This window comes from Mesorhizobium sp. U510 (assembly GCF_059180695.1).
The window spans coordinates 346,687-372,050 of record NZ_CP180532.1; the positions used below are offsets into that span (position 1 = coordinate 346,687).

At 63.6% G+C, this 25,364-nt stretch carries 23 protein-coding genes and 1 riboswitch; of the genes, 9 read left to right on the forward strand and 14 right to left on the reverse strand.

Going from position 1 to position 25,364, the window contains the following annotated elements; all coding sequences use genetic code 11:
- Positions 1–3 precede the first annotated feature (3 nt).
- From ACLGL5_RS03560 to ACLGL5_RS03570, 3 genes are all read left to right on the forward strand, one after another.
- Positions 4–390 (forward strand): RNA-binding S4 domain-containing protein, encoded by a 387-nt coding sequence (locus tag ACLGL5_RS03560; RefSeq protein ID WP_019861705.1) that lies wholly within the window; start codon positions 4–6, stop codon positions 388–390.
- A gap of 249 nt (positions 391–639) precedes the next feature.
- Positions 640–978, forward strand: coding sequence for a ferredoxin FdxA (gene fdxA / locus ACLGL5_RS03565; RefSeq protein WP_069090344.1), 339 nt, complete (start codon positions 640–642; stop codon positions 976–978).
- A gap of 369 nt (positions 979–1,347) precedes the next feature.
- Complete coding sequence (locus tag ACLGL5_RS03570; RefSeq protein WP_010911999.1) at positions 1,348–1,929, forward strand: CarD family transcriptional regulator; 582 nt, start codon at positions 1,348–1,350, stop codon at positions 1,927–1,929.
- 78 nt (positions 1,930–2,007) lie between these two features.
- Here the strand turns inward: ACLGL5_RS03570 and ACLGL5_RS03575 are convergent, their stop codons facing one another.
- The 3 genes from ACLGL5_RS03575 to ACLGL5_RS03585 form a co-directional block, all read right to left on the reverse strand.
- A complete protein-coding gene (locus ACLGL5_RS03575) occupies positions 2,008–2,781 on the reverse strand; it encodes an amino acid ABC transporter ATP-binding protein (RefSeq protein ID WP_019861706.1) in 774 nt (257 codons plus the stop codon).
- Positions 2,778–3,458 (reverse strand): amino acid ABC transporter permease, encoded by a 681-nt coding sequence (locus ACLGL5_RS03580; protein WP_038650219.1) that lies wholly within the window; start codon positions 3,456–3,458, stop codon positions 2,778–2,780. Before ACLGL5_RS03580 ends, ACLGL5_RS03575 begins: the two co-directional genes overlap by 4 nt.
- Before the next feature lie 137 nt (positions 3,459–3,595).
- Entirely contained in the window at positions 3,596–4,369 is a 774-nt protein-coding gene (locus tag ACLGL5_RS03585; RefSeq protein ID WP_019861708.1) for an amino acid ABC transporter substrate-binding protein, read from the reverse strand.
- 326 nt (positions 4,370–4,695) lie between these two features.
- Here ACLGL5_RS03585 and ACLGL5_RS03590 point away from each other — a divergent pair, with 326 nt between their 5' ends.
- A complete protein-coding gene (locus ACLGL5_RS03590; RefSeq protein ID WP_019861710.1) occupies positions 4,696–5,559 on the forward strand; it encodes an RNA polymerase factor sigma-32 in 864 nt (287 codons plus the stop codon).
- A gap of 159 nt (positions 5,560–5,718) precedes the next feature.
- Here the strand turns inward: ACLGL5_RS03590 and ACLGL5_RS03595 are convergent, their stop codons facing one another.
- The 4 genes from ACLGL5_RS03595 to thiB form a co-directional block, all read right to left on the reverse strand.
- Positions 5,719–7,188: a M48 family metalloprotease gene (locus ACLGL5_RS03595; RefSeq protein WP_019861711.1), complete on the reverse strand. Its 1,470-nt coding sequence runs from the start codon at positions 7,186–7,188 to the stop codon at positions 5,719–5,721.
- A gap of 258 nt (positions 7,189–7,446) precedes the next feature.
- Positions 7,447–8,223, reverse strand: coding sequence for a thiamine ABC transporter ATP-binding protein (gene thiQ, locus ACLGL5_RS03600; protein WP_069090345.1), 777 nt, complete (start codon positions 8,221–8,223; stop codon positions 7,447–7,449).
- Positions 8,216–9,874, reverse strand: a complete 1,659-nt coding sequence (gene thiP, locus ACLGL5_RS03605) for a thiamine/thiamine pyrophosphate ABC transporter permease (RefSeq protein WP_069090346.1) — start codon at positions 9,872–9,874, stop codon at positions 8,216–8,218. The genes thiQ and thiP overlap by 8 nt, the downstream gene beginning before the upstream one ends.
- Entirely contained in the window at positions 9,850–10,848 is a 999-nt protein-coding gene (gene thiB, locus ACLGL5_RS03610) for a thiamine ABC transporter substrate binding subunit (protein ID WP_019861717.1), read from the reverse strand. Before thiB ends, thiP begins: the two co-directional genes overlap by 25 nt.
- Positions 10,849–10,891: 43 nt before the next feature.
- A riboswitch (TPP riboswitch) is annotated at positions 10,892–11,006 on the reverse strand.
- 88 nt (positions 11,007–11,094) lie between these two features.
- Between thiB and ACLGL5_RS03615 the strand changes: the two genes are divergently transcribed.
- The 4 genes from ACLGL5_RS03615 to ACLGL5_RS03630 all read left to right on the forward strand — a co-directional run bounded on the left by ACLGL5_RS03615 (position 11,095) and on the right by ACLGL5_RS03630 (position 14,345).
- Positions 11,095–11,739, forward strand: a complete 645-nt coding sequence (locus ACLGL5_RS03615) for a thiamine diphosphokinase (protein WP_019861718.1) — start codon at positions 11,095–11,097, stop codon at positions 11,737–11,739.
- A 1-nt stretch (position 11,740) separates the two neighbouring features.
- Positions 11,741–13,561: an ABC-F family ATP-binding cassette domain-containing protein gene (locus ACLGL5_RS03620; protein WP_019861719.1), complete on the forward strand. Its 1,821-nt coding sequence runs from the start codon at positions 11,741–11,743 to the stop codon at positions 13,559–13,561.
- A 242-nt stretch (positions 13,562–13,803) separates the two neighbouring features.
- Entirely contained in the window at positions 13,804–14,046 is a 243-nt protein-coding gene (locus ACLGL5_RS03625) for a type II toxin-antitoxin system CcdA family antitoxin (RefSeq protein ID WP_032921405.1), read from the forward strand.
- On the forward strand, positions 14,046–14,345 hold the full coding sequence (locus ACLGL5_RS03630) for a CcdB family protein (RefSeq protein ID WP_019861721.1): 300 nt from the start codon (positions 14,046–14,048) through the stop codon (positions 14,343–14,345). Before ACLGL5_RS03625 ends, ACLGL5_RS03630 begins: the two co-directional genes overlap by 1 nt.
- Positions 14,346–14,371: 26 nt before the next feature.
- On the opposite strand, the gene ACLGL5_RS03635 is transcribed toward ACLGL5_RS03630, so the two are convergent.
- Both ACLGL5_RS03635 and ACLGL5_RS03640 read right to left on the reverse strand, forming a co-directional pair.
- The gene (locus ACLGL5_RS03635) at positions 14,372–16,060 is read right to left on the reverse strand and encodes a hypothetical protein (RefSeq protein WP_019861722.1); all 1,689 of its coding nucleotides are present in this window, start codon (positions 16,058–16,060) and stop codon (positions 14,372–14,374) included.
- A 75-nt stretch (positions 16,061–16,135) separates the two neighbouring features.
- Complete coding sequence (locus ACLGL5_RS03640) at positions 16,136–17,434, reverse strand: adenylosuccinate synthase (protein ID WP_010912013.1); 1,299 nt, start codon at positions 17,432–17,434, stop codon at positions 16,136–16,138.
- 213 nt (positions 17,435–17,647) lie between these two features.
- On the opposite strand from ACLGL5_RS03640, the gene ACLGL5_RS03645 reads away from it, so the two are divergent.
- Positions 17,648–18,559 (forward strand): DMT family transporter, encoded by a 912-nt coding sequence (locus ACLGL5_RS03645; RefSeq protein ID WP_069090347.1) that lies wholly within the window; start codon positions 17,648–17,650, stop codon positions 18,557–18,559.
- Positions 18,560–18,614: 55 nt separating this feature from the next.
- On the opposite strand, the gene serA is transcribed toward ACLGL5_RS03645, so the two are convergent.
- From serA to glmM, 5 genes are all read right to left on the reverse strand, one after another.
- Entirely contained in the window at positions 18,615–20,216 is a 1,602-nt protein-coding gene (gene serA / locus ACLGL5_RS03650; RefSeq protein WP_019861724.1) for a phosphoglycerate dehydrogenase, read from the reverse strand.
- Positions 20,217–20,279: 63 nt separating this feature from the next.
- Positions 20,280–21,455 carry a phosphoserine transaminase gene (locus ACLGL5_RS03655; RefSeq protein WP_019861725.1) on the reverse strand — a complete coding sequence of 392 codons (1,176 nt, stop codon included), beginning with the start codon at positions 21,453–21,455 and terminating at the stop codon, positions 20,280–20,282.
- 201 nt (positions 21,456–21,656) lie between these two features.
- Positions 21,657–22,430 carry an outer membrane protein gene (locus ACLGL5_RS03660; protein WP_064981221.1) on the reverse strand — a complete coding sequence of 258 codons (774 nt, stop codon included), beginning with the start codon at positions 22,428–22,430 and terminating at the stop codon, positions 21,657–21,659.
- Positions 22,431–22,686: 256 nt separating this feature from the next.
- Positions 22,687–23,520: an outer membrane protein gene (locus ACLGL5_RS03665; RefSeq protein WP_038650246.1), complete on the reverse strand. Its 834-nt coding sequence runs from the start codon at positions 23,518–23,520 to the stop codon at positions 22,687–22,689.
- A gap of 247 nt (positions 23,521–23,767) precedes the next feature.
- Complete coding sequence (gene glmM / locus ACLGL5_RS03670; protein WP_069090348.1) at positions 23,768–25,120, reverse strand: phosphoglucosamine mutase; 1,353 nt, start codon at positions 25,118–25,120, stop codon at positions 23,768–23,770.
- Positions 25,121–25,364: the final 244 nt, after the last annotated feature.

The window sequence follows — 25,364 nt, forward strand, 5'->3', positions numbered from 1 at the left end:
TCGATGGTTGCCGAAGGCCGCCAGCGCATCGACAAATGGCTGTTCTTCTCGCGCGCGGTGAAATCGCGCTCACTGGCGGCGAAGCTCGTCGTCGCCGGGCGCGTGCGCATCAATCGCGACAAAGCAGCGCAGGCCTCCGATCTGGTCAAGCCGGGTGACGTGCTGACCATCACGCTCGACCGGCGCATTTTCGTCTGGAAGGTGCTTGGCGCGGGTGTCCGGCGCGGCCCGGCGGAGGAAGCCCGCACCCTCTACGAGGACATGTCGCCGCCGCCCACACCGAAGGGCGAGGCGCTTCCCGACGCCATACCGGCGCTGCGCGAGGCCGGCAGCGGCCGCCCGACCAAAAGAGAGCGCCGCCAGACCGACCGCTTGCTTGGTGACGATTGAGGCTTGCCGGCCAGACCGCGGGCCGAAATCCCCGGGCAACGGCGGGCGCAGGACGGAACCGAACCCGGCAAACAAGATGCTCCACAAGACATCAGCCGCCCTCGCCGCGCCTGCCGCCTGGAATTCCATTCCGCCAACGCCGAAGCGGTCGGGCATGGCAACCCTTGCAAGCGAGAGACAAAGGCGTTACCTCACGGAAAAAGCCCAAGAAAACTGGCCCATTAAGCTGGGACGTCCCGGAGCCGACCGATGACCTATGTCGTGACCGACAATTGCATCAAATGCAAATATATGGACTGCATCGAGGTCTGTCCGGTCGACTGTTTCTACGAAGGCGAGAACATGCTCGTCATCCATCCCGACGAGTGCATCGACTGCGGCGTCTGCGAGCCTGAATGCCCGGCCGACGCGATCAAGCCCGACACCGAGCCAGGCCTCGACAAATGGCTGCAGATCAACACCGAATATGCCGAGAAATGGCCCAACATCACCGCCAAGAAGGAGCCGCCGGAAGACGCCAAGACCTTCGATGGCGAGGCCGGCAAGTTCGAGAAATACTTCTCCGCCGAGCCTGGCGAAGGCGATTGACAATACAGCCGTAAAGGCTTGTATGACGCAGCGTAACAGGCACATCGGATTAACCGCCTTGACAGGCGGCGATTGGTTGTGGCCTTCGCTTACGCAGCAAAACCTTGATTCTTCCGACTTTTTGTGCTACATCAGCGAAACATGCCGGTGACACAACGTCGATTTATGGCGCAGACGCCCCAAATCACTGAAAGGTGAAAATCCCATTCCGGACCAGAGCGATCTGGGTCAGGCGGTCGCAGTTCGTGCGGTTTGCCGGTCCCGACCTTTCCGGTGGGTTCATCTGTTGTGCGGCTAACGATCGGTTTCCCCGGTCGCACGAGTTCAGCCGGCACCGCCGCCGGCCCATAACAAGGAGTTCAGGGCGTAATGGCAACGATCACCCCGCAGAAGAAGTCCACTGGTGCGCGTCACGGTTTCAAGACCGGCGAGTATATCGTCTACCCGGCGCATGGCGTTGGCCAGATCGTGTCGATCGACGAGCAGGAAGTGGCCGGCCATAAGCTGGAACTGTTCGTCATCGACTTCCAGAAGGACAAGATGCGCCTGAAGGTGCCGGTCGCCAAGGCGACCTCCATTGGCATGCGCAAGCTGTCGGAAGAGGATTATGTCGAGCGCGCGTTGAAGGTCGTGCAGGGCCGCGCCCGCGTCAAGCGCACCATGTGGTCGCGCCGCGCCCAGGAATATGATGCCAAGATCAATTCCGGCGACCTGATTTCGATCTCGGAAGTCGTGCGCGACCTCTACCGCGCCGACAACCAGCCGGAGCAGTCCTATTCCGAGCGCCAGCTCTATGAAGCGGCACTCGACCGCATGGCCCGCGAGATCGCGGCCGTCAACCGCATGTCGGAAACCGAAGCCGTGCGCCTGATCGAGGTCAACCTCAACAAGGGCCCTAAGCGCGGCGCCAAGGCCGACAATGAGGAAGCCGAGCAGGAAGAAGCTGCCTGAGCTCTTGAGCCTTTAAGTTCACGAAAAACCCGGCCTCGCGCCGGGTTTTTTGGTTCTCGGACAAGGAAATGGCTGGGCCTATGCTTGACCTCCGCCTTCCTTCTCCGCCTCCTGCTTCAGCGTCGCGATGAAGCGCTTGGTCCGTTCGCGCTCCGGATTGCCGAACAAGGTCGCCGACGGACCCTGCTCGACGATGACGCCGGCATCAAGGAACACCGCCTCCTGGGCGATCTTGGAGGCAAGCCGCAAATCATGCGTCGCCATCACCATGGTCGTGCCTTCGCTGGCGAGCTTGCCGAGCACGTCGACCACTTCTTGCGCCAGTTCCGGATCGAGCGCCGAAGTCGGTTCGTCGCATAGCAGCACCTTCGGCGACGGCGCCAAGGCGCGGGCGATCGCCACGCGCTGCTGCTGGCCGCCTGACAGCGTCGCCGGCCAGGCATCCGCCTTGTGCGCCATCCCGACCTTTTCCAGCAAGGCGAGCGCCCGCTCGCGCGCCTTCTCAGGCGACCATTTCAGCACCGTCACCAGCCCTTCCATGACGTTCTCGATGGCGGTGCGGTGCGGGAACAGCTGGAAATTCTGGAACACCATGCCGGTCTGCAGGCGCAGCCGCCTGATATCGGCGGCCGGCACCTTGATGCCCGGGCGAAACTCGAGCGTCTCGTCGCCGATGCGCACCGTGCCCGAAGTCGGGATTTCCAGGAGGTTGATGCAGCGCAACAGCGTGCTTTTCCCCCCGCCCGAGGGGCCGACAAGTGCCGTGACGCTGCCTTCGGCGATCGCGACCGTCACGCCCTTGAGCACGAGATTGTCGCCGAAGCGCTTTTCGATGTTGGTGAGGCCGATCATGAGCGTGCCTCCAGGAAGCCGCCATAGCGGTTGAGCCGCTCCTCCAGTCGCGTCTGAAGGGCCGACAGGACCGAACTCATCGCCAGATAGAGGATCGCCGCCTCGACATAGAGGATCAGCGGCTCATAGGTGGTGGCGACGATGCGCTGCGCCGCCTGGAACATCTCGGGCACGGTGATGGCGGCGGCCAGCGAGGTGTCCTTGACCAGCGAGATGAAGGTGTTGGAGAGCGGCGGCACCGCGACCCGGCCGGCCTGCGGCAGGATGGTGCGCCGCATCGCCTGACTCCAGGTCATGCCGATCGAATAGGCGGCTTCCCACTGGCCCTTCGGCACCGAGCCGATGGCCGCGCGGATGATCTCCGACGTGTAGGCGCCGATGTTGAGCGTGAAGCCGATCAGCGCTGCGGTAAAAGCATCGAGCAGGATGCCGACTGACGGCAGGCCGTAGAAGATCAGGAACAGCTGCACCAGCAGCGGCGTGCCGCGGAAGATCCAGACATAGAAGCGCACGAGCATGACCAGCGGCTTCGGCCCGAACAGCCGGCCGAGTGCTACCCCGAGGCCAACCGTCAGGCCCAGCACGAAGGACAACAGCGTCAGCGGTACAGTGAAGATCAAGGCGGCCCAGAGCAGCGAAGGCAGCGACTCCAGCATCAGTTGCAGCCAGTGCGGCACGAAAGACCCTCCAGAATGGTCGAGATGGCTTCATCGAGGCGCGAATGCGCCGGCCATATCACGACAAAAGCGGCGAGCCGTCAAAGACGGCCCGCCGCTGGATGCGTTGCAGGGGCGACGAACGGCCCCACTCAAAGTTACTTCGAAACGTCCTGGCCGAAATAGGTGTCGGCGATCTTCTTGTAGGTGCCGTCGGCCTTGATATCGGCCAGCGCCTTGTTGATGGCGGCAACCAGTTCCGGATCGCCCTTGCGCACGATGACGCCGGAATAGTCGGCGTTTTCCTCTTGCGCGGCGATCTTCACATTGGCGTCGGGCTTGTGCTTCTTGAAGTCGAGGAACGACAGGCTGTCATTGATGGTGGCGTCGGCGCGGCCGGTCAAAAGCAGCTGGATCGACTGGTCGAAGCCGTCGGTGCCGACCAGTTCGGCGCCGTTCGCCTCGGCCAGCTTGCCGAAGTTCGAGGTCAGCGACTGCGCCGACTTCTTGCCTTTGAGATCGGCGAAGGTCTTGATGTCGTTGTTGTCGCCGCGAACGATCAGCACCGCCTTGGAGGCGATGTAGGGATCCGAGAAATCGTACTTGGCCTTGCGCGCGTCGGTGATGCCGACCTCGTTGATGACGGCGTCGTAGCGCTTGACGTCGAGGCCGGCGATCAGCCCGTCCCACTTCCCTTCCAGGAACTCGACCTTGACACCGAGCTTGTCGGCGATCGCCTTGGCGATCTCGACGTCGAAGCCGACCAGCGCGCCGGACGCGTCATGATAGGTGAAGGGCGCGTAAGTGCCTTCCGTGCCGATCTTGATGATTCCGGCCTGTTTGATCTGATCGAGATTGGCGCCGGCATGGCCTGATGTGACCGCCAGGGCCTGCAGCGTTCCGGCGACGATAAGCGACTTGAGCCATTTCATATTTTTGTGATCCCGTCCTTGGCCTGATGTCTGGCCTGCTGTGAGGGCTGGAAAATGACAGATGCGAGCCGAAAGAATAAGGAATCAGATTTCAAAAACAAAGAATTCCTGAAACCAAATTCTCTAAATATGATCTCTTGCAGCGTCTGACCGTCCCCGGCAACCGCGTCGAAATCGCCCGGACAGCAACCCTCGCCGACCCGCGCCAGCGGAACCTTTCTCGCGCATGGCAGTTTTGGCTGTTCTAGGGCGCGACGCCGCGATTTCAACCGGTGCCCTGCCAAGTTCGTAACGTCGGTTAGATCGCCGGAGCCAGGGAGCGCCTCATGATGGAAGACACGGCAGGACGGATCATGGTCCGCGCGGCAATGAAGGCTCCCTATCTCGAACGCGACGAAGAACATCGGCTGGCCTTGCTCTGGAAGCAAGACAACGATCAGAACGCATTGCACAGCATCACTGTCGCCCATATGCGGCTGGTTATTTCCATGGCCTCGAAATTCCGCCATTACGGCCTGCCGCTCGGAGACCTGATCCAGGAAGGCCATGTCGGCCTGCTCGAGGCCGCCGCCCGCTTCGAGCCCGAACGCGAAGTGCGCTTTTCGACCTATGCGACGTGGTGGATCCGTGCCTCGATGCAGGATTACATCCTGCGCAACTGGTCGATCGTGCGCGGCGGAACCAGTTCCGCGCAGAAAGCCCTGTTCTTCAACCTGCGCCGCCTGCGCGCCCGGCTGGCGAACGGCGCCGAGCCGCTTTCCAACACGACCCTCTACCGCGAAGTGTCGGTGGCGCTTGGCGTGTCCGAGGCTGACGTGGCGATGATGGATTCACGGCTTTCGGCGCCCGACTCCTCGCTCAACATGCCGCTTGCCGACGATGCGGGCGCGACCGAGCGGATGGACTTCCTGGTTTCCGACGATCCGCTGCCCGACGAGATCGTCGGCGACAAGATCGATATCGCGCGCCGTTCGCTTTGGCTGCGGGAGGCGCTTCATGCGCTGAACGCGCGTGAACTCAGGATCATCGAGGAACGCCGGCTGAACGACGAGGGCGCCACGCTCGAGGCTCTCGGCGAGACGCTCGGTATATCCAAGGAACGCGTCCGCCAGATCGAGGCCCGCGCCATGGAAAAGCTCAAAGTGGCGCTGGTGAAGCAGAACCCGGAATTTCTGGCGACGGCCGCCTGACTTTCAACGGCACGGCACAAGAGTGCGGTCAAAACTCGCTCCGCTGAGTCGAATGGCTTGGTTTTCGAGAACCGGAGCGGAGTGGTCTCTAAGTCCATGAGCACCGGAAGCACAGAAAGCCGCGGCAAGCGTCCAGCGAAGTGAGTTTGCTGCGTACTCTTATTTGTCGGTGACGATCTTGACCTTGTCGCCGGTCGAAACCGCGGCGCCCGGCGACAGCGCGTTGAGCACCCGGAACAGATCGAGCTTGCGGTCGACGCCGACCATCTGCGCGGCGAGCGAGCCCATGGTCTGGCCCGGCTGCACGGTAAGCACGCGGATATGCAGCGGCTTCAAGGCCGCCTTTTCAGCGGCACTCAGGATACGGAACGACCCGCTGACAGAGCGTGCCACCGTCTCCAGCGAGGTGCTGGCCGAGGGTGCCGCGGTGAGCAGCCGGTAGACCTGGCCGCCGGCACGGATCACCGCGATGTCGAACTGCCAGCCTTCGGCACTGGCATGCGCCGTCGCGGCCTCGTTGCCGTTGATGGTTTCCTGCTTGACGCTGCTGTCGTCCAGACCGGCCACCCAGCCGCTTCTGATGTAGTCGGTCAAGGCGCGGTTCTTGTCTATCGAAACGCCGTCGAAGCGGATCGCTATGTCGCCAGGCCCGGTCGCCGTCACCGCCGCCGCCGAATTGTCGATGATGAAACCGTCCGGCACCGTGAAGGACACGCCGAGGCCCGGATGCAGGAAGGTCTCGCCACGAACATAGCCTTCCTCCGGCGTATCGCCATAGAGCAGGCCGTCTATGCCGGCGAGGAAGGAATCGCGGTCGCGCGTGCCGACGCCGGGCGCGCCGAACTGGCGGGCATGGCGCTGCGCCAGGTCGATGCGCTGCGGCGTGTTGGGGTGCGTCGCCAGAAAGTCGAGGCTGGCGTCGGTGGCGCCGCTGATCGAGCGGAAATCGGTATAGGCCGACATCGATTGCAGGAAGCGGCCGGCGGCATAAGGGTCGTAGCCGGCTTCGCCGATCGACTTGATGCCGATGGCGTCGGCCTCCAGCTCCTGGTTGCGCGAGAACTGCGCCAGCCGGAGCTTGCCGCGGATCAAAGCCGCCTTGGCGGTCGGGCTGTCGCCGAGCACGTCGGAAACCACTTTGGTCGCCAGGCCTTCCTCGGCCTCCAGCTGCTGGCGCTGCAGGCCGTGATTGGCGGTGACGTGGCCCATCTCATGCGCGATGACGGCGGCGAGCTCGGACGAATCATTCGCCAGCGCCAGCAGACCGCGCGTGATGTAGAGATAGCCGCCCGGCAGTGCGAAGGCGTTGACGTTGGGCGAATTGAGGATGGTGATGCGGTAAGTCTGGGTCGGGTTCGCCGACACAACGGTCAGATTGCCGACGACCTTGGCGACCATGCGCTCAAGCTTGGGATCGGAATATTCGCCGCCATAGGTCGCCAGGATGCGCGGATGCTGCGCCTTGGCCAGTTCGGCGAGCTTGTTGTTGGCACTGACATTGTCGACCGTGATCGGCTTGTCGGACGGTTGGAAGCCGGATTCCTGGACTTCCGGAGGCGTGAACATCTGGCAGCTTGCGAGCGCCACGGCAAAGCCGGCCAGCGCCAGAAAGCGCGCTAGCGGGTTCATTCGTAGCTTGTCGACGCCGATCGCCAGAGCGGCTTCCTTTCAGGTCCCGGCGCATGACCACGAAAATCGGGGGCGATCTCCGGAACCTGTCATGCGCAAAAACAAATTTCTACGGTACTCGTCACACGTCCCTAGGGGCGTGTGACGAGTACCGTAGGCAAATCACGGCTTGTGCCAAACCAATAGGGCGGACCTAGCCACACTACTTCTGCCATGGCAAGCAAGCGCCCCGTTGCCTGATGCCGGTTTGACCGTAAATTATGTCCGCTTCCGGGCAATATCTCGTGATACGGCATTGCCGGCACCTGCACCGACATAGCGCCGGAACGCCTCCGGACCAGTCCCAACAAAGAAATCGTCCGCGCTGCCGGTGGCCGCGACGGCGCCATTGTCCAGAAACACCACATTGCGGCCAATGCGGCGGGCGTCCTGTGGCTGGTGCGTGACGAACAGCACCGTCATGCCGCGCTCCGCATGCACGCCGGCAACCAGGTCGAGCATATCGTCGCGTAAGGCAGGCCCGAGCGAAGCGAAGGGTTCGTCGAGCAGAAGCACCGGGCGATCGCGCACCAGCACGCGCGCCAGGGCGACACGCTGGCGCTCGCCGCCGGAGAGTTCGCGCGGCAGCCGCTTGTCCTTGCCGCCAAGGCCTGTGCGTTCCAACGCTTTGGCAATGGCGGTTCGATCGGCTTCGGTCAGCCGCAGCGATGGCGAGCGGCCGAGCCCGACATTCTGCTCGACGGAGAGATGCGCAAAAAGGTTGTTTTCCTGAAACACCATCGACACCGGCCGTGCGGCTGGCGGCGCTGCGCCGACATCGGCCCCGCCGATCAGCACGCGGCCCGACTGCGGCGTCTCGAAGCCGGCGACCAGATTGAGCAGCGTCGACTTGCCCGAACCGCTCGGCCCCATGATGGCGGTGATTTCCGCCGCCGCGAACGCGACATCGAAGGTGAGCGGCGCCTCGCCATAGCTGAACGAGACCTTGTCCAGCCGCACCGGAACACCCTTCCCTCTCATCGCTCCGTCAGACATTGCGGACCTTGTCTCTTCCCAGCCAGTCCGCCGCCAGCACCAAGGCGAGGCAAACGAGGCCAAGCAACAGCGCCAGGCCGGCGGCGTCCTGCGTGCGGTAGCTGCCCATGCGCGCCAGGAGAAGGTAAGGCAAGGTCTGCACGGAATCACTGCCGAACAGCGCGATAACGCCGAGATCGCCGAGCGACAGCGCCATGGCGAAGGCGAAGGCGGTGGCGAGCGGCCGCCGCAATGACGGCCAGTCGACCAGCCGCAGCCTGGCCCAGCCGGAAATGCCGAGCTGCGCGCAGAGCCGTTCGTGGCGCTCGCTCGCCGCGTCATAGGCGGGACGGACGGCGCGCAGCGCGAAAGGCATCGCCATGACAGAATTGACGGTGACGACCATGACCGGGGCGATGGCAAAGACGTCGCCGGCATGGCGCAGCAGGAGGAACCAGCCGACTCCGATGACGATCGGCGGCACGACCAGCACAAAACCGGCGCCGGTATCCGTGGCGTGTTCGAGCAGTGTCCTTCGACCGGCGCGGCGCCTCAACGCGAGTGCCCGTCGCGCCATGGTCAGCGCCAACGACAGCATCACTGAAAGCAGCGCCGACAGGAAAGCGAGCACCGCACTGGTCAGCGTCGCCTGCCGGACAGCGGCCTCGCCGGCGAGCCGGCCGAGATCGGCGCCCAAGCCTGCCGAGACGGTCGCGGCCATCGGTCCGATAACGAACAGCAGCGCCAGCACGATGAGCACGGCGTTGAGTGACGCCTCGGTCGTGTCGACGGAGAGATAACGGCGCGGCGCCACCGGCAGGTTGGTGTCGCCGACGACATTGGCGCCAAGCCGCGTCAGCGCCAGCACCACGATGAAGGTCAAGGCAATCTGCAGCAATGTCAGGGCGACCGCCCGCGCCGGATCGAAATCGAAGCGCAGCGCCTGGTAGATGCCGACCTCCAGCGTCGTTGCCGCCGGTCCGCCGCCAAGCGTCAAAACGATGGTGAAGGAGGTGATGCAGAGCATGAAGACCAGCCCGGCGACACCCGGCAGAGCGGCGCGCAGCGTCGGCCATTCGATCAGCCGGAAGGCCGGCCCCGCCGCCATGCCGAGCTGGCTTGCCAGCCGCCACTGGTCGGCGGGAATCGTCTGCAGCGCCTCGAGGAACAGGCGGGTCGCCAACGGCAGGTTGAAGAAGACGTGGGCGACGAGAATGCCGGACAAGCCATAGATGCCTGGCCAACCCTGGCTGCCGGCGGCGCTGAACAGGCCGGCGAAATAGCCGGCACGGCCGTACAGCGCCAGTATGCCAAGCGCCGCGACGATCGCCGGCAGCGCCAACGGCACGGCGAAGAGTTGCAGGATGAAGGCGCGGCCGAAGAAACGCGGATGCCGCGACAGGGCGCGCGCCACGAACAGCGCCGGGATCACCGAAAGCAGGGTCGAGAGGACTGCCTGCCAAAGCGTGAAGCGCACGACGCGCAGCAGGTAGGGATCGAAGGCCGCCCAGGCTCCCGAAAAATCATGGGCGCCTTCGACGAGCAGGCCCGCGAATGCGCCGCCGATCAGCAGCGTGATCGCGGCGAGCGCGATGATGCCGGCGCTGACGCGTGAATCCGTGGTTTGCGCCGGCGTCACCACTCTGCCTATTTGCTCATCACCGCCAGCCATTCATCCACCCAGGCCTTGCGGTTGGCGGCAACCTCTTCGGGGCTGAACAGCAGGGTCTTGGTCGGCTTGACCAGCTTGTCGAAGGCCGGGTTGAGCGGCTTGTCGGTCTTTCCGGCCGGGAACATCCAGTTGGTCTCCGGGATCGCGTCCTGGAATTTCGGCCCGGTCATGAAGGCGATGAATTTTGCCGCCAGCGGGTTCTTGGCTCCGTTCGTGGTGATTCCCGCGACCTCGATCTGCAGATATTCGCCCTCCTCGAAAGAAGCGGCCTGGTAGCGCTGCGTGTTCTCGGCGACCATGTGATAGGCCGGCGAGGTCGTGTAGGACAACACCATCGGCGCCTCGCCTTTGGTGAACAGGCCATAGGCCTCGCTCCAGCCCGGCGTCACGGTCAGCACCTTCGTCTTGAGCTTGGCCCAGGCTTCCGGCGCCTTGTCGCCATAGACCGACTTCACCCACAACAGCAGGCCGAGGCCCGGCGTCGAGGTGCGCGGATCCTGGATGACGATCTTGTCGTCGGCACTGCCTTCGACCAGTTCCTTCAGGCTCTTCGGCGGCGTCTTCAGTTTTTCGGTGTCGTAGACGACGGCGAAATAGCCGTAGTCGAAGGGAACAAAAGTATCGTCGCTCCAGCCACCCGGCACGTTGACATCGGAGACCGCGCCATGCGGGGCAAACAACCCGCTGGCCTTGGCATCGGCGGTGAGATTGGTGTCGAGGCCAAGTACGATGTCGGCCTTGGTTGACGCGCCTTCTAGCTTGACGCGGTTGAGCAGGGCCACGCCATCGGCGACCGAGACGAACTCGACGTCGCAGCCGCATTCGGCCTCGAATTCCTTCTTCACCACCGGGCCTGGCCCCCAGTCGGCGGTGAAGCTTTCATAGGTGTAGACGGTGAGCTTGTCCTTGGCCAAGGCCGGCCCGGACAGCGCCACGACCATGGTCGAGACAAGAGCGTATAAAAGCGTGCGCATCGGCGCCTCCTTCGTTCGAATTGCAAGGAATTGAGGCGCCGGACTGTCCGAAACGTCTAATCCCTCCGCCGGTACAAACCGGATCAGGTTCAGCGGGTTGGCGAGACTGCCTCTCAGCCGGTCCGCGAAGATCGCGTCCGGCACCCCGTTAGAGCGTTTCGACACATAGGCCGGGCCGGGGAACCGCGCAAGTGGCAGTTTGCCGGCCTTCCGTTTCCGCTGCCGGGCTGGTACAGGCCACCGGATATGAGCACATTCACCATCCTGCTTGGCGGCGATCTCATCCGCACGCCCCGGCTCGACCGCCAGGTCGACGGCTCGCGCATCATTGCCGCCGACGCCGGCATCGGCCATGCCCGGCTGCTCGGCCTTGTGCCGGAACTATGGGTGGGTGATTTCGATTCGGTGCCGGCCGATCTCCCCGCCGACCTCGCCGCAGTGCCCCGCCGAACCTTCCCGGCGGAGAAGGACAAGACCGACGGCGAATTGGCGATTGCCGCAGCCCTCGAGCGTGGCGCGACTAGCCTGGTGCTGGCGGGCGCGTTCGGCGGCAAGCGCGCCGACCACGCTTTCCTGCATCTGGCGCTCGCCCTGCGCCTGGCCGAAGCCGGAACCGAGGTGCTGTTGACCAGCGGCGCCCAGGAAGGTGTCCCGTTGCTGTCGGGAACGGCCGGCTTCGACTATGCCGACGGCACGCTGTTTTCGATCCTCGGCTTTTCCGAACTTGCCGGCCTGACCGTCACCGGCGCCAAATGGCCGTTGAACCAGGTCGTAGTGGCGTTCGGCTCGTCGCTGACCATTTCCAACGAGGTCCGGGGCCGCCTCGACATCGCGCTCGGCCACGGCCGCGCGCTGCTGCTCGCGCATCCGTATCCACTACCTGAAAGCTGACATGGCCCCGCCTCTTCTCAATCTCGACGGGATAAGACTGACCTTCGGCGGCACACCGTTGCTCGACGGTGCTGCCTTGACGGCTTCGGCCGGTGACAAGATCGCGCTGGTCGGCCGCAACGGGTCCGGCAAGTCGACGCTGCTCAAGATCGCGGCCGGCCTGATCGAGCCGCAGGACGGTGAGGTGTTTCGCCAGCCCTCGGCAACCGTCCGCTATCTGCCGCAGATGCCCGACATGGAAGGTTTCGCCACCGTGCGTGCCTATGTCGAGGCAGGCCTCGGGCCAGCCGACGATCCCTACCGCGCCTCCTATCTGATGGAGCATCTTGGCCTCACCGGCGAGGAACGGCCGGGTGATCTCTCAGGTGGCGAGGCCAGGCGCGCAGCCCTGGCCCGTGTCATGGCGCCGGAACCCGACATCCTGCTGCTTGATGAGCCGACCAATCATCTTGACCTGTCGGTCATCGAATGGCTGGAAGAGGAGCTCGTGCGCACCTCCTCGGCACTCATCGTCATCTCGCACGACCGCCGCTTTCTGGAGCGCGTGTCGCGCGCCACCGTCTGGCTCGATCGTGGCCAGACCCGCAGGCTGGACAAGGGTTTTGGCCATTTCGAGGAATGGCGCGACCAGGTGTTGGAAGAGGAAGAGCGCGAGCAGCACAAGCTTGGCCGCCAGATCGTGCGTGAAGAACACTGGCTGCGTTATGGCGTGACGGCGCGGCGCAAGCGCAACATGCGCCGCCTCGGCGAGTTGCAGACCATGCGCCAGCGTTTCCGCGGCCATAGGGGCGCCGAAGGCAACGCGACCATGGTGGCGAGCGACGCCGCCGAATCCGGCAAGCTGGTGATCGAAGCGAAGAACATCGAGAAGAGCTTTGGCGACCTCGCCGTGGTCAAGGGCTTCTCGACCCGCATCCAGCGCGGCGATCGCGTCGGCCTCGTCGGACCGAACGGCGCCGGCAAGACGACGCTTTTGAAGATGCTGACCGGCGAATTGGCGCCGGATGCTGGCTCGGTGCGGCTCGGCACCAATCTGGAAATCGCCACGCTCGACCAGAAGCGCGAGGCAGTCGACCCGCAGGAGACGCTGGCGCAATACCTCACCGACGGACGCGGCGAAAACCTCGTCATCAATGGCGAGCAGCGCCATGTCGTCTCCTACATGAAGGATTTCCTGTTCAAGCCGGAGCAGGCGCGCACGCCGGTGCGCGAACTGTCCGGCGGCGAGCGGGCGCGGCTGATCCTGGCGCGCGTGCTGGCACGACCGGCAAACCTGCTGGTGCTCGATGAGCCGACCAACGATCTCGACATGGAGACGCTGGAACTGCTGCAGGAACTGGTCGCCGGCTTTGCCGGCACCGTCATCCTGGTCAGCCACGACCGCGATTTCCTTGACCGCACCGTCACCAGCATCATCGCGCCGGATGGCGGCGGCCGTTGGGTCGAATATGCCGGCGGTTATTCCGACATGCTGGCGCAACGCGGCGGCACAAGGCTCGACGACCGCAAGGCGCGCGCCAGGGCCGAAGCCCCTGATGCACAGGCGCAAGGCAAGAGCGAGCCGGCGGCGCCAAAAGGGCCGGCGAAGAAACTGTCGTTCAAGCAGAAATTCGCCCTGGAATCGCTCCCCAAGAAGATCGAGGCGGTGACCGCGTCGATCTCGCGCCTGGAGAACAACATCGCCGACCCGGCCTATTACGAGCGCGATCCGGCCTCCTTCCAGAAAACCATCGCCGCCCTCGACAAGGAACGCGCGACGCTGGCCGCGCTCGAGGAAGAGTGGCTGGAGCTGGAGATGCTGCGCGAGGAGATGGAAGGGTGAGGAGCGTTCGGCCGTAGGCCAATCGATCGACAACGATTTGTCGATTGAAGCGACGAACGGTGAAAGCCCGGTTCGCCTTCAGGCGAATCGAAAGATCCAGTGGACCTTTGGAAAGGATTGAACGCCCGAAGGGCTGGGAGCCATAGCGGAGGGCCAGGCCCTCTCACCCGCAGCCAGAGCCACTCCATTATTGCCCCCGCATGAAGATGCGCATACATTATGCGCATGTTGCGGAGGCTATTATGCGCAAGATTGCCTTGAATGCGATCCGTCAGCCAGCCAATCTGTCGATCGACTCGAACCTCATGAGGGAAGCCAAGGGGCTTGACGTGAATGTCTCACGCGCCGCGGAAGCCGGCATCGCGGAGGCGGTTGCGGCGGAAAAAGCGCGGCTGTGGAAACTTGAGAACCGCGCGACCATAGATGCCTGGAACGATTACTTCGAGAAACACGGCATTCCGCTGGAAGAGTTCCGGCAGTTCTGATGCCTCGCTATGACGTCTTCGCTGGCCGCATCGAAGGCAACTATCTGCTCGACGTTCAATCCGACCTGCTCGACAATTTCAAGACGCGGGTAGTCGTCCCGCTTCTGCCCGTTGCAACAGTGCCGCCGCCGATGCGAAAGCTTCATCCGACCTTCGAGATCAACGGCCGAAAGCTGGTAATGGCCACGCACCTTATTGCCACCGTTCCAGCGAGCGAATTGGGTGAAAGTCGGCTGAACCTGACGAAGCACCACGACGACATCGTCGCCGCGCTCGACATACTGTTACAAGGCTTCTGAACGAAGGCGGCCGTTACGCCGCCTTCTCAGCCTGCCGTCTTCGCCTGCCAGGCCTTGATCGCCTCGTCGAACACCTTCTCGCCGGGAATGCCTTTTTCCATGGTCAGCAGGGCCCGGCGCCCGGTCTTGTAGACGACCGGAACGTCGATCCAGTCCTGGCCGCGCAGCAAGGTCATGTTGGCGTCCTCGTCGGCCTTGGTGTCGTTGAGCGCGACGAGGAAGAATCCGTCGGCGATCTTGGCCGGTATACCGATCAGCGGGCTGCCGGCATCCTGCTCGGAACTCTTCATCGCGACGCGCAATATGTTGTCGACGCCGCCGCCCTCGAAACCGTCGGGCGTCAGGAAGATCATCTCGATGATGTGGCTGGCTGGCAGCGTCTGGTCGGTGTTGCGGCGGATGGTCATGCGCAACTGGATGTCCTTGCCGGGTATGGTCGCCTCGGCGCGGATCGCCGGCTCGGGCGGCAGGTCGCCACCGGGCGATTCCTGCACCAGCGACCAGACGATGCTGCCAGGCTCGGCCGAGCCCTGCGCGGTGCTGGTGCGCTCCTCATAGAAGATCGCCTTCTGGCCGACCGGCACCGAGGCCGCCGCCGCCGGGGCAGCCGGTGCCGTGGGCGTGGCGCCCGCTGGGGCGGGCGGCGTAGCGGCAGCATTGGCCGGGGCGGCGGGTGTAGTTCCGTTGGCAGGCGGGGTTGCGGCGGGCGCGGCGCCCGCCGCGGGTGCGGTCGCGGCAGGTGCTGCCGCGGCTGCAGCCGGGGGCGGATTGGCCGGCGCATTCGTCGCCGATGGCGGTGTCGTCAGCGCGGCGACGGATTCACCCTCGCCTATACCGGTTTGGCCACCAGCCGGGCCGGGGTCGGTTTCGCCACCTTCGGGCGTCAGCCGCTGCGTGAATTTCGTCGCCTCGGCACCTGCCGCGGGCGCTGGCGCCGCCGGGGCGTCGGTCGCCGGCTTGGCCGGCGCCGGCTTCACCGGTTCGGTCTTGGCGACGACCTTGCTGCCGTCCAGGCCCAGCATCTTGCTGAAGGCGTCCTTGTTGAGCCAGATGCCATAGCCACCGCCGGCAACGACCAGCAAGGCCACGACGGCGGCGATCAGCCCGCCATAGCTGCGTTTGCGCTCGGCCGGACGCAGGCGGAAAGTGTCGGCTGCCGCCGGCTCTTCATCGTTCGGGAATACATCGGCGCGGTCATCGTCCTGGTCCGCATCCATGCCCGGCAAGGCAGGATCGGCGAGATCGGGGGCCACCGGTTGCACCGGCGTGGGTTTCTGCCAGCTTGGCTCGGCCTTGGCTACGGGCGAAGGCGCGGACTGGTAAGGTTCCGGCGTGGCGGCAGGCGGCGGCGCGGGACGGTAAGGCTCGGCCTTGGCGGCGGGCGGTGCCGGCCACGCCGGCTCCGCCTTCACCGGCTGGCGCGTGTGGCTCGGCTGGTTCTTGTTGCGATCGATCGAGGAAAAGATGTGCTCCAGCTCCGCGAGCGGGTCCGTTTCCGGCACGCTCTTGGCATACTCGCGCTCGACGCTCGTAATGGCGTTTTCCAGTGAGCGCTTTTGCGCGCCTATGGCTTCGGTGGCCAGCGGCGGCGAATATTCCGCGAGCTTCTTGGCCAGCATGGAACGAACGCTGTCATAGATGCGCGTACGCTTTTCGGGCGTCTCGTCACCGTGCTTGTCGAGCGCCTTTTTCAGAACAGCAACAAAATCTGCCATGCTTCAGTCGACCTGTATTTTGCTTCCGCGCCGGCCCCCGCAAATCAGCCGTGATGCCCGGAAAGGCTTCAGAAACTAGTCTTGAAACGGATCGGTCACAAGTATCGTATCGTCCCGTTCCGGGCTGGTGGAGAGGAGTGCCACCGGCGCGCCGATCAACTCCTCTATGTATCGGACATATTTGACGGCCTGGGCCGGAAGGTCGTTCCAGCTGCGCGCGCCGGCAGTGGTGCCTTTCCAGCCTTCCAGCGTCTCGTAGACCGGTTCGACACGGGCCTGCGCGCCCTGGCTCGCAGGCAGGTAATCGATCATCTCGCCGTCGAGGCGATAGCCGGTGCAGACCTTGATCTCGTCCAGCCCGTCGAGCACGTCGAGCTTGGTCAGCGCGATGCCCTTGATGCCGTTGACGGCGACAGCCTGGCGCACCAGCACCGCGTCGAACCAGCCGCAACGGCGCTTGCGCCCGGTGACGACGCCGAACTCATGGCCGCGCGTGCCGAGGAATTCGCCGATCTCGTTCTTCTGTTCGGTCGGGAACGGACCTTCGCCGACGCGCGTCGTGTAGGCCTTGGTGATGCCGAGCACATAACCGATGGCGCCCGGACCGACGCCCGAGCCGGCGGCGGCCTGGCCGGCCACCGTGTTGGACGAGGTGACGAACGGATAGGTGCCGTGGTCGATGTCGAGCAGCGTGCCTTGCGCGCCCTCGAACAGGATTCGCTCGCCGGCGCGGCGCTTGTCGTCGAGTATCTTCCAGACACGGTCCATATAGGGCAGGATCTCGTCGGCGACCGACGTCAATTCGGCCATGATCGCGTCATGCGTGACTTCGCCATGGCCAAGCCCGCGGCGCAGCGCATTGTGATGCGTCAGCAGCCTGTCGACCTTCAGGGGCAGCGTTTCCAAATCCGCCAGATCCATCACCCGCACCGCGCGTCGACCCACCTTGTCCTCATAGGCCGGACCAATGCCCCGGCGGGTCGTGCCAATCTTCGTCCCGGAATTCGACGCGGCGTCCTCGCGGAATCCGTCCAGCTCCCGGTGCAGCGACAGGATAAGCGCTGTGTTTTCGGCTATTTTCAGGCGATCCGGCGTTACTTCGACGCCCTGCGCCTTGAGCTTCGCCACTTCGGCCACGAAAGCATGCGGGTCGAAGACCACGCCATTGCCGATGATGGACAGCTTGCCCTGCCGCACGACGCCCGACGGCAACAGCGACAGCTTGTAGACCTTGCCGTCGACGACCAGAGTGTGGCCGGCATTGTGGCCGCCCTGGAAACGCACCACGACATCGGCGCGCTCCGACAGCCAGTCGACGATCTTGCCTTTGCCTTCGTCACCCCACTGCGAGCCGACGACCACCACATTGGCCATGTTTCTTTTCCCTTGAGACGCCGCCGAGCGGCTTGGATATGGTTCGAAACGACAGGCCTCTATAGCGTCAAGACCTCGCGAGTGCGACCTTTCTTTGCCGCCGAAAATGCCCTGAGGCACAACAATTTTCGGCTTTGACATCATTTACTTGGGCTGAGAGGGGCAATAGGCCGGCAAACACCGCAACGCATCCGTCGCGGCCGGAATCCCGCGATGCATCGAAGCGCCTACTTATTCCTGCTGCTCACCACCTTGGTGTGGGGTGGCAATTCGGTGGCCGGCAAGCTGGCGGTCGACCACGTCTCGCCGATGATGCTGGTCTTCCTGCGCTGGGTGCTGGCGGTGGCGATCCTGCTGCCGATCGGCTGGCGCACGATCCAGGAGGACTGGCCTGTGGTGCGCCGGCACTGGCTCGTTCTGGCGGCACTCGGCGCCAGCGGCTTCACGTTGTTCAACGTGATCTTCTACACGGCACTCAACTACACGACGGCGATCAATGTCTCGATCGAACAGGCGGCGATGCCGATCCTGATCATGACGGCCAATTTCGTCTTCTTCCGGCTGCGCGTGAACTGGGCGCAGATCGCCGGCGTCGTACTGACCATTGCCGGCGTCATCCTGACCGCTTCCCACGGCGATCCGCGCCGGCTGCTGACCCTGGAGCTCAATTTCGGCGACGCCATCATGCTGGTGGCGGTCGTCCTCTACAGCGGCTATTCGGTCGGCCTGCGGCTGAAGCCGGCGCTGCGCTGGCAAAGCCTGATGCTGGCCATGTCGATCGCCGCGCTCATCACCTCGCTGCCCTTCTTGCTGTGGGAGGTCGTCGCCGGCAAGGCCATCATGCCCGACGCACGCGGCTGGACGGTCATCGTCTACACCGCGATCGGCGCCTCGGTCGTCTCGCAGATAACCTACATCAGGGGCAACGAGCTGATCGGCGCCAACCGCGCCGGCCTGTTCATCAACCTGGTGCCGATCTTCGGCACGTTGCTTTCGGTGCTGATCGTCGGCGAGACGTTCCAGCTCTATCAGGCCTTGGCGCTTGTGCTCGTGCTGGGCGGCATCGGGCTTGCCGAACATAGCGGGCGCAAGAGCGCTATGACCCGGTCGGCCAAAGTGCGCTGAGCAGCAAGAAGGCGCGACAAACGCCGCGCCTGCTAATCTTGGCGAAAAGCCTGGATCAGATGCCGCCGACGTCGAACTGCAGCCGCTTGGCCGAGTCGATCGACTTGTGCGCCCGCACCTGCTCCAGCACCTTTTCCGGGAACGGCGCGTCGAGATAGAGCAGCGCTATGGCGTCGCCGCCCGGCCGGTTGCGGCCAAGCTGGAAGTTGGCGATGTTGACGCCATTCTCGCCGCACACCGTGCCGAGCAGGCCGATGATGCCGGGGGCATCGGCATTGGTGGTGTAGAGCATGTGCTGGCCGACCTCAGCGTCGAGGTTGATGCCCTTGATCTGGATGAAGCGCGGCTTGCCGTCCGAGAAGCAGGTGCCGGCGATCGAGCGCGTCCTGTGCTCGGTCTTGACCGTCAGCTTGATATAGCCGTCGAACACGCCTGACTTGTCGCGCTTGACCTCGGCGACGATGATGCCTCGCTCCTTCACCATGATCGGCGCCGAAACCATGTTGACGTCGGAGACCTGCGGCCGGATCAGCCCGGCCAGCGTCGCGCTGATCAGCGCGCGCGTGTTCATCGTCGCGGTTGAGCCGTCGAACAGGATCTCGACCTCCGTGATCGGATCCTCGGTAACCTGGCCGACAAAGGCGCCGAGCACTTCGGCGAGCTTGACGAAGGGCTTTAGCCGCGGCGCTTCTTCCGCCGTGATCGACGGCATGTTGATGGCGTTGGAGACCGCGCCCTTGATCAGATAGTCGGCCATCTGCTCGGCGACCTGCAGCGCGACATTCTCCTGCGCTTCCGCCGTCGAGGCGCCGAGATGCGGTGTCGCCACCACGTTTTCCATGCCGAACAGGGCGTTCTGCTCGGCCGGCTCGACCTCGAACACGTCGATGCCGGCGCCCGCCACCTTGCCGCTCTTCAACGCCGCGATCAGATCGGCCTCGACGATCAGCCCGCCGCGCGCGCAATTGATGATGCGCACGCCGTTCTTCATCTTGGCGATTGCCCCGGCGTCGATGATGTTGCGCGTCTTGTCGGTCAGTGGCGTGTGCAGTGTGATGAAGTCCGCGCGCGCGAACAGCTCATCGAGCTCGACTTTGTCGACACCGAGCTCCTCGGCACGCTTGTCCGACAGGAACGGGTCGAAGGCGATGACATGCATCTTCAGGCCGACGCCGCGTGTGGCGACGATCGAGCCAATATTGCCGCAGCCGATGACACCCAGCGTCTTGCCGGTGATCTCGACACCCATGAAACGGTTCTTCTCCCACTTGCCGGCATGGGTCGAGGCGTTGGCTTCCGGGATCTGGCGCGCCAGCGCGAAGATCATCGCCACGGCGTGCTCGGCTGTCGTGATCGAATTGCCGAAGGGCGTGTTCATCACGATGATACCCTTGCGGCTCGCCGCCGGGATATCGACATTGTCGACGCCGATGCCGGCGCGGCCGATGACCTTGAGCCTGGTGGCGGCGTTGATCAGCTTTTCGGTGACCTTGGTCGCCGAGCGGATGGCAAGGCCGTCATACTGGCCGATCACCTCGAGCAGCTTTTCCTTGTCCTTGCCGAGGTCGGGCAGATAGTCGACCTCGACGCCGCGATCCTTGAAGATCTGCACGGCGGTGGGAGAGAGTTTGTCAGAGACGAGAACGCGGGGCGCCATGGCGGCCTCCTTGAAATGGGATTGATCCGGGAATGGGCGGCCCGCGGGCCGCCATGGAAAGTCTCAGGCCGCCGCTTTCAGCGACGCCTTCTGCGCGGCGAAGGCCCAGTCGAGCCAGGGCAGCAGCGCCTCGAGATCGGATGTCTCGACCGTCGCACCACACCAGATGCGCAGGCCGGGAGGCGCGTCGCGATAGGAGCCGATGTCATAGGCGACGCCTTCCTTGTCGAGCGCCGAGACCAGCCCCTTGGCGAAAGCCGCCTGACCGTCGGCGTCGAGCGCCGCCACATCGGCATCGGTGAAGGACAAGCAGACCGAGGTGTTCGACCGCGTCGCCGGCTGGACGGCGAGATGGCCGAGCCAGGAGGACTTGTCGACAAATCCGTCGAGCACGGCGGCATTGGCATCCGCCCTGGCGACCAGTGCATCGAGGCCGCCGATCGACTTCGCCCAGTGCAGCGCGTCGAGATAGTCCTCGACACACAGCATCGACGGCGTGTTGATGGTCTCGCCCTTGAAAATGCCCTCGATCAGCTTGCCGCCGGAGGTCAGGCGGAAGATTTTCGGCAGCGGCCATGAAGGCTTGTAGCCCTCCAGCCGTGCGACGGCGCGGGGCGACAGGATCAGCATGCCATGCGCGCCCTCGCCGCCCAGCACTTTCTGCCAGGAGAACGTGACGACATCGAGCTTTTCGAAATCGAGCTTTTGCGCGAAAGCCGCCGAAGTGGCGTCGCAGATGGTCAGACCCTTGCGATCCGCCGGGATGAAGTCACCATTCGGCACGCGCACGCCCGACGTGGTGCCGTTCCAGGTGAAGACCACGTCGCGGTCGAAATCGATCTTGGCCAGATCCGGCAATTCGCCATAGCCGGCCTCGAGCTTGCGCACGTCGGGCAGCTTCAGCTGCTTGACCACGTCGGTGACCCAGCCGGAGCCGAAGCTTTCCCAGGCGACCATGTCGACGCCGCGCTCGCCGAGCAGCGACCACAGCGCCATCTCGACGGCGCCTGTGTCCGACGCCGGTACGATGCCGATGCGGTAGTCGGCCGGAACCTGGAGGATTTCGCGCGTCAGCTCGATCGCCTGTTCGAGCTTGGTCTTGCCGATCTTGGCGCGATGAGAACGGCCGAGCGCGGCATTCTTGAGCGCCTCGACCGACCAGCCGGGGCGTTTTGCGCAAGGACCTGAGGAGAAATTGGGGTTTGCCGGACGGAGTCCGGGCTTCGTATGCGTCGTCATCGTGGTCTATCCTTCCAGATAGTGGCCCCTCGTTGGGGAGGGGTGGCCCACGGACGGCGATATGCGTTCAGGCCTCGGGCGTCAAGAGGAAAGTTTTTGTCGCTGCCGGGATACCGGCAGTCCGCGATCAGGATCGCGTGATCTCAAACGCGAACGGCGGACCGCTGGGATCCGCCGCTAAAGTCTCGCCCGGTCCCTTGTCTACCAGAGATCGTAGCGCAGTCCGAGTTTGATCTGGTGATTGCTGATGCCCTTGTGGACCGGGAAGGAGGTCAGACTTGCGGCCGTGACATATTCGGCATCCGGGGCGGAGAAGTACTGATAGCCGAGGTCGACCGAAACGTTTTTCGACACCTGGTAGGCAAGGCCCGCATTCAGCGTATAGGCCAAGGAGTACTTCGTCTTGTCGTCTGTCTGGACGAAATCGTCGGTGGGGTCGCCATTGTTGGTGAAATAGTTGGCCGAGAGCTGGCGCGTGCTCTGTACGATACCAACGCCACCGCCCACATACGGGGTGATCCCGACATAAGTGCCAAGGTCGACATAGCCGTTGAGCATGAGCGAGTAGGCGTAATTCTTCAGGTTCGCCGATGCGACGGTAGAGGTTGCCGGCGGCACAACGCTCAGTGTATCGTCATAGCCAACGCCGATTTTGTTGCCTGGCAGATAGCCGAGATTGAGATCGGCGCGCAGATAGTCGTTGAAGTGATAGCCAAAGCCGATGCTGGCAAAGATCGGATCTTCTTTCTCGTCGAAGCTCGCCGGCGTGAAGGCGAAATCATCGTTCTTGAAGCTCTTCTGCACCAGATAAGAGACGTCGCCGCGCAGATACCAGCCGGAGCCGACCTCGACCGGCACATAGTCGGGCGCCTGATCGGTGTAGATCGGCGGATCGTAGTCGGCAGCGATTGCCGGCGTCAGCGGCAAGAGACCGAGTCCGGCAAGCGCCAGCACAATACGCGATGTGAGTGTCATAGTCCCGACTCCCGGATTTGACGACACCTGCGATCAACACGGCAGCCATCGTTTCAGGAAGCATTGTTAACCATAGTGGTTAAGTCACGGTTAAGGCTAATAGAGCGTTAGCGAATTCATTTCAGCTAATGCATGGCGCTCTAAATTGCCCTCCCTGTCCGGGCACTTCATTGGCGACAGCTCAAACGAAAACCGCCCGGTCAAGCCGGGCGGTTCGTGTATATTGGAGGCAGTAGATTTCTTACTTGGAGATTTCTTACTTGGTGTAGACCGGCTCAGGTTCGGGCTGGTAGGCCACCACCGGTGCCGCGCACCCATTGTTGCCACCGAACTGATAGCGCAGGCCGCCGCGCACCTCGTGGGTGTTGATGCCGCGGTCGAAACCCGGGCCGGCGCTGCTCGCATCCCATTCGAACATGCGGCCGCCCTGAATATGGGAGAAACGATAGCCCGCATCGAGGATGATCTTGTCGGTCAAGCAGTAGGAGGCACCGGCCATCAGAGCATAAGCGAAGCGCCAGTTGGATGCTCCGGGGTTGGTCTCGGTGGTGTTCGGATCGTAGACGGTATCCCACTTGACGCGCGCGCCGCCGATACCGGCGCCGACATAAGGCGTGATGCCGTGCCAGGTGCCGATATCGACATAGGCATTGGCCAAGAGCAGCAGGGCGCTCATCTTCGACACTTCGGTCGACGTCGAGACGAGATCCGAGGTGCCGCCGTTGAAGTTCGACTTGAACCAGTAGTCGGCGGTCACGTCCGTGCGCAGGTGATCGTTGATCTTGTAGCCGACGCCGCCGCCGAGCGAGAAGCCGCCCTTGAGCTTGCCGTAATCGAAACTCTTGCCGCCCGGTATGACCGTACAATTACAGGGATCGATGCCGTAGGTCATGTAGTCGATGCCGCGCACATCGGACTTGTGATAGTCGATGTCGCCGCGGATATACCAGCCGCCGACGTCGACCGGCTGTTCGTAGACCGGTGGCGGTGCCTCTTCGACCTGCGGCTCAGGCAGGTCGGCTGCGAACACCGGCCAGGCCAGGCCCGCGAACAGCAACGCGAACAGGGCCTTTCTTGCTGTATTGAACATGCTTGTCACCCCTAGGAACCCTCGGAACGCGATCGCGGCCGAACGAGATTGGCTTTCAGGCGTGGATAATGAATTGGAAAAGTTAAAAGGCGTTTAACCCTGTCGATTAACCACGAATCTCTAAAATTCGAGGAATTGGGGAATGATTTCGACAAACAAGAAGACCGGTTCCGGCCAACAAAAAGCCCGCCTCAGGGGCGGGCTGGATGCGACGGCAGCGACGTAACGCCTGAGGGCACGGGGGAGGTCAGGCGGCGCTGCGGGTCTCCGAAATGACCTCGACAATGTCGTTGACGACGGCCTCCACCAGTTGCGGATCGTCGCCCTCGGCCATGACACGGATCAGCGGCTCGGTGCCGGACGGACGGATGACCAGACGCCCGGTCTTGCCGAGACGATTGCGCGCATCCTCGATCGCCGCCTTGACGGGATCTTCCTCGAGCGGCTTGCCGCCGGCGATACGGACATTTTTCAAGAGTTGCGGCACCGGCTCGAACTTCTTCGACAGTTCGCTGACCGGGCGTCCCTGGCGCTTGATGCAGGCCAGCACCTGCAGCGCCGACACCAGGCCGTCGCCGGTGGTCGAGAAATCCGACAGCACGATGTGGCCGGACTGTTCGCCGCCGACATTGAGCCCATGCGCGCGCATGTGCTCCACGACATAGCGGTCACCGACCTTGGTGCGGTGCAATTGCAGTTTCATGTCGCCGAGGAAGCGTTCGAGGCCGAGATTGGACATGACCGTCGAAACCACGCCGCCGCCGGCAAGCCGTCCGCTCTGGTGCCAGGACTCGGCGATCATCGCCATGATCTGGTCACCGTCAACGATCGCGCCATTCTCGTCGACGATGACGACCCGGTCTGCATCGCCATCGAGCGCGATGCCGATATCGGCGCGCACTTCATGCACTTTCTTCTGCAGGCCGGCCGGATGCGTCGAGCCGCATTCCTTATTGATGTTGAAGCCGTTGGGTTCGACATTGATGGCCACGACCTCGGCGCCGAGCTCCCACAGCGCCTCGGGCGCCACCTTGTAGGCCGCGCCATTGGCGCAATCGACGACGATCCTGAGGCCCGAAAGCGACATCGAGCGCGGCAATGTACGCTTGGCGAACTCGATGTAGCGGTCATGCACGCCGTCGACACGCTTGGCGCGGCCAAGCCCGTCGGAATCGGCGAGTGTCAGTTCGATATCCTTGTCGAGCATGCTCTCGATGCGCTCTTCGATCTCGTCCGAAAGCTTGTAGCCATCCGGCCCGAACAGCTTGATGCCGTTGTCGTAATAGGGATTGTGCGAAGCCGAGATCATGACGCCGATATCGGCGCGCAGTGAACGCACCAGCATGGCGACGGCCGGGGTCGGGATCGGGCCGAGCAGGAACACGTCCATGCCGGCGGCGCAGAGACCCGCCACCATCGCATTCTCGATCATGTAGCCGGAAAGCCTGGTGTCCTTGCCCAGAACGACGCGATGGCGGTGGCTGCCGCGCTGGAACGAAAGGCCGGCGGCCATGCCGACCCGCATGGCGATTTCCGCGGTCATCGGAAACTTGTTGGCGCGCCCGCGAATGCCGTCCGTGCCGAAGTAATTCCCTGCCATGCGAGTTCAATTCCTGAAGGTTCTTTGCCGGGCATTTTAATGCCATAATTGACCGGCGCGCCATGATCACATTGTGTGATTATATGTTACCAATCCTTAGAAAATCATTGTTGTGCGCTGCACACAACAAGGCAGCAGCGCAACATGACGGCACCGCGGCGCTGCAATATACCAGTTCTGCGAGCTATACGCCGCAGCTGCACGCGGAAAATCTTGTTGTTGACCCGGCAAGGGGCAATGATTT